Consider the following 4,374-nt stretch of genomic DNA (forward strand, 5'->3'; position numbering starts at 1 on the left):
CGGTTGCCCTGCTCGATGGTGAGTGCGGCGATCACCGCCGCCTGCATGTCGGCGCCTTCGATCGCCTCGCCGCATTCGATCGGCAGCATGCGGTCCGACCAGGCGATCTGATGGAACTGGGCCGCCAGGAAGCCGCGCCGCGGCGTCGCCTCGAAGGCCGCGATCAGCGCCTTCGGCACAGTCCCCCGGCCGCGCAGACGCAGCAGAAAGGCGGCAAAACCTTCGCGGTCGTCGATCGGGAGGCCCTGGTTCATGCGAGCGCCTTGCTCAGTTGGTCACGGATTTCATGGGCGGTAAGGTCGAGCTGCAGCGGCGTCACCGACACCAGCCGGTTGCGCAAGGCGTAGAGGTCGGTGCCTTGCTTGCCTTCGACCGGCTCGCGGCCGAAACGCAACCAGTAGTAAGGCAGGCCGCGCCCGTCACGGCGCTCGTCGACCCACAGGGAGTGCACGAGCTTGCCCTGCGAGGTGACCACCGTGCCTGCGACTTCCTCGGGCGTGCAGTTGGGAAAATTGACGTTGAGCAGCACGCCGTCCGGCAATGGCGTCGCGACAAGTTTCTTCAGCAGCGCCGGCGCCAGCGCCTCCGTCGTCTCGTAGGGCACGACGCGATCTTCGCCGACATAGCTGTACCCCTGGCTGAGCGCGATCGAGCGAATGCCGAGCAGCGCGCCCTCCATGGCGCCGGCGACGGTGCCGGAATAGGTGACATCGTCGGCGATGTTGGCGCCCGAATTGATGCCGGACAGGATCAGGTCGGGTGCGCCAGGCAGGATCTTCTTGACGCCCATGATGACGCAATCGGTCGGCGTGCCGCGCACGGCAAAATGCTTCTCGCCAATCTTGCGCAGCCGCAGCGGCTCCGAGATCGACAGCGAATGCGCATAGCCGGACTGGTCCTGCTCGGGCGCCACCACCCAGACATCGTCGGACAGCGTACGTGCGACGCGTTCGAGCGACGCCAGGCCCTCGGCATGAATGCCGTCGTCATTGGTCAGGAGGATACGCATTATTTCGCTTCGATCTTTTCCAGACCGCCCATGTAAGGCCGCAGCACTTCAGGAATGGTTACGCTGCCATCCTCGTTCTGGTAGTTTTCGATGACGGCGATGAGCGCGCGACCAACGGCTGTGCCCGAGCCGTTGAGCGTGTGGACGAAGCGGTTGCCCTTGCCGTCCCTGTCCTTGTAGCGGGCGTCCATGCGGCGTGCCTGGAAATCGCCGCACACCGAGCAGGACGAGATCTCGCGATAGGCGTTCTGGCCGGGCAGCCAGACCTCGATGTCATAGGTCTTGCGTGCGCCAAAACCCATGTCGCCGGTGCACAGCGTCATGGTGCGGAACGGCAGGCCGAGCCGCTTCAGCACTTCCTCGGCGCATTGCGTCATCCGCTCATGCTCGGCAAGTGACGATTCCTGATCGGTGATCGACACCAGCTCGACCTTGTAGAACTGATGCTGGCGCAGCATGCCGCGCGTGTCGCGCCCGGCCGAGCCCGCTTCCGAACGGAAGCACGGTGTCAGCGCGGTGTAGCGCAGCGGCAGTTTTTCATGCGCGGTGATTTCCTCACGCACAAGGTTGGTGAGTGGGACCTCGGCGGTGGGAATCAGGCCAAGCCTGCCCTCCCCGTGCGGCGTAAAGAACAGATCTTCCTCGAACTTCGGCAATTGGTTGGTGCCGAACAAAACATCGTCCTTGACCATCAGCGGCGGAATGACTTCCTCGTAGCCATGCTCGGTCGTGTGCAAATCGAGCATGAACTGGCCGAGCGCGCGTTCCATCCGCGCCAGCCCGCTTTTCAGCACGGTGAAGCGCGAGCCTGACAGCTTTGCCGCGCGCTCGAAATCCATCATGCCGAGCGCTTCGCCGATCTCGAAATGCTCCTTCACCCAGTTCGGCCGCGTCGGCACCTTGCCGACGATGTGCTTGACGACATTGTCGTGCTCGTCCTTGCCGACAGGCACGTCGTCGAACGGCACGTTGGGCAGCACCGCCAACGCATCGTTCAGCGCCTTGTCCAGCTCGCGTTCGCGCGCCTCGCCGTTCTGGATGAAGACCTTGATCTCGCCGACTTCGGCTTTCAGCGTCTCGGCCAGGGCAGCATCGCCCGAACGCATGGCGTTGCCGATCTCTTTCGACGCGGCATTGCGGCGCTCCTGCTTGGTCTGTAGCTCGGTAACGTGTTCGCGCCGCGCCTCGTCCGAGGCGATCAGCCCGCCGACCGTGGACTGCGCCTCGTCAGCCGACCACGAGCGCTTCACCAGCGCCTCGACAAGGGCCTTCGGGTTGTCGCGAATCCATTTGATGTCAAGCATGGTTTGAACGCTCCGGGGTAGCATGTCGCCCAAAGTGCGCAGCGGTTTGGGACAACGACATGCTTCAAACAAAACTGAAACGCATCGCTTTCAGTGCGATGCGTTTCAGCCAGAGGGCGTAAACCGCATCCTCGATCGATGCAAGATGGGGCATGGGGAACGCAAGCATGCGATCACGCTTTGACGCGCTTTCGGCTGAAGGCGGGGGAGAGCCTGAAATAAAAAACCCGCCTCTACGGCGGGTCGCTGGCGCAAGTCAGCACCATACCGAGAATCATAGCATAGCTGCCCTCACCAGGTCAAGAAAAAATTCCTATCGAGACTGGCCAGACGCGGCGGCGCCGTTCAGGTGGAGGACGCGTCCGCCGGCTTCTTCTCGGCGACCTCTTCCGCCGCGTCCTGCTTCTCGCGTGCCACGCGCTGCTTTTCCTGATCGCGCTCGATCAGCCGGGCAGCCCAGATGGAGACCTCGTAGAGAAGGATGGTCGGAATGGCGAGGCCGATCTGGCTCATCGGATCGGGCGGCGTCAGCACCGCCGCGACGACGAAGGCGATGACGATCGCCCATTTGCGCTTCTCGGCCAGCCCCTTGGACGACAGCATGCCGACGCGTGTCATCAGGCTGGTCACCACCGGCAGTTGGAACACCAGGCCGAAGGAGAAGATCAGCGTCATGATCAGGCTGAGATATTCCGACACCTTTGGCAGCAGTGAAATCTGCACCTGATCGTCGGTGCCGGCCTGCTGCATGGCGAGGAAGAACCACATCACCATCGGCGTGAAGAAGAAATAGACCAGCGACGCACCCATCAGGAACAGGATTGGCGACGCGATCAGGAACGGCAGGAAGGCGTTGCGCTCGTTCTTGTAGAGGCCGGGCGCGATGAATTTGTAGATCTGCGTGGCGATCAGCGGAAAGGCGATCACCATGCCGCCGAACATGGCGAGCTTGACCTGCGTGAAGAAGAATTCCTGCGGCGCCGTGTAGATCAGCTCGACCTTGTGCGGATCGAGGCCTGCCCACTGCGTCGCCCATTTGAACGGGACGACCAGAAGGTTGAACAGCTTCTTGGCGAAGAAGAAACAGACCAGGAAGGCAACGAAGAAACCGCCCAGCGACCAGATCAGCCGCCGGCGCAGCTCGATCAGATGCTCCATCAGCGGCGCCGACGATTTCTCGATCTCGTCCTTTTCGGTGTCCGAAACGCTCACTTGGCGGCTCCAGCCGTCTTCTTGGCCGCCGGCTTCTTGGCCGCAGCAGGTTTCGGTTCGATTTTCGCCCCCGTCTTGGTCGCTACGGTCTTGGACGCGATCACCTTGGCCGCAGCGGGCGTCTTGGCCCTGGGCGTTTCAGGCATTGCCGCCGTCACCGGCTTCGCTGGCACCTTGGGCGCAGGCGTGGCCTTAGCGGTGACCGTTTTTGCAGGAGCTTTAGCGCCATTTGCCGAAGCCTTTATAGCCGGCGTCGCCCTTGACGGTGCAGGCTTGGCTGCCTTCTTCGCCGTGGACGCCTTCGGCGCCACGACGGGTGTCGTCGGCACTGATGACGTCACCACCGATTCGTCGGTCATCGCCGGGAAAATCGGCGCTGCCGGCGCTGCTTCCGGTCCGTTGACGCCGGGCATGGTCGTTGCACCGTTCTTCAGCGGCTCGGCCGCCTGCGGGGTCGAAGCGGCTGGCGTTGCCGGATCGGCTGCCGGCTTCGGCTTCATCGCCGCGTCGACGCCGGAGCGAACGTCGGCCGCGGCCTGTTCGAACGGATTGAGCTGCTTCCTGATCTCGGCCATCGGGCTCATGCCCCTGAGCTCGTCGACGGACTTCTTGACGTCGTCGAGCTCGGCTTCCTTCAGCGCCTCGTTGAACTGTTTCTGGAAATCGGATGCCATGGCGCGCAGCTTCGCCGTCGTGCGGCCGAAGGTGCGCAGCATATTGGGCAAATCCTTGGGCCCGACGACCACGATCATGACGATCGCGATGACCAGCATTTCGGTCCAGCCGACTTCAAACATGACACTCTGTTCCGACTAGAACCTTTGGGCTCAGCTCTTGCTGGCCTTTTCC

Annotated in this window: 4 protein-coding genes and 1 pseudogene; all 5 read right to left on the reverse strand. The window is 62.9% G+C overall.

Going from position 1 to position 4,374, the window contains the following annotated elements; all coding sequences use genetic code 11:
* Window positions 1-254: pseudogene (gene pcm, locus EN994_RS19755) on the reverse strand (protein-L-isoaspartate O-methyltransferase); the annotation flags it as partial.
* Window positions 251-1,009: a 5'/3'-nucleotidase SurE gene (gene surE, locus EN994_RS19760; RefSeq protein WP_024503850.1), complete on the reverse strand. Its 759-nt coding sequence runs from the start codon at window positions 1,007-1,009 to the stop codon at window positions 251-253. The gene surE and the pseudogene pcm, both read right to left, overlap by 4 nt.
* Complete coding sequence (serS, locus tag EN994_RS19765; RefSeq protein WP_063168117.1) at window positions 1,009-2,313, reverse strand: serine--tRNA ligase; 1,305 nt, start codon at window positions 2,311-2,313, stop codon at window positions 1,009-1,011. The genes surE and serS overlap by 1 nt, the downstream gene beginning before the upstream one ends.
* Window positions 2,314-2,658: 345 nt before the next feature.
* Window positions 2,659-3,525, reverse strand: coding sequence for a twin-arginine translocase subunit TatC (tatC, locus tag EN994_RS19770; RefSeq protein ID WP_013531297.1), 867 nt, complete (start codon window positions 3,523-3,525; stop codon window positions 2,659-2,661).
* Complete coding sequence (tatB, locus tag EN994_RS19775) at window positions 3,522-4,322, reverse strand: Sec-independent protein translocase protein TatB (RefSeq protein WP_063168118.1); 801 nt, start codon at window positions 4,320-4,322, stop codon at window positions 3,522-3,524. The genes tatC and tatB overlap by 4 nt, the downstream gene beginning before the upstream one ends.
* Window positions 4,323-4,374: the final 52 nt, after the last annotated feature.

Origin of the sequence: Mesorhizobium sp. M7A.F.Ca.CA.002.09.1.1, assembly GCF_003998555.1 — a bacterium.
GTDB classification, from domain to species: domain Bacteria; phylum Pseudomonadota; class Alphaproteobacteria; order Rhizobiales; family Rhizobiaceae; genus Mesorhizobium; species Mesorhizobium ciceri.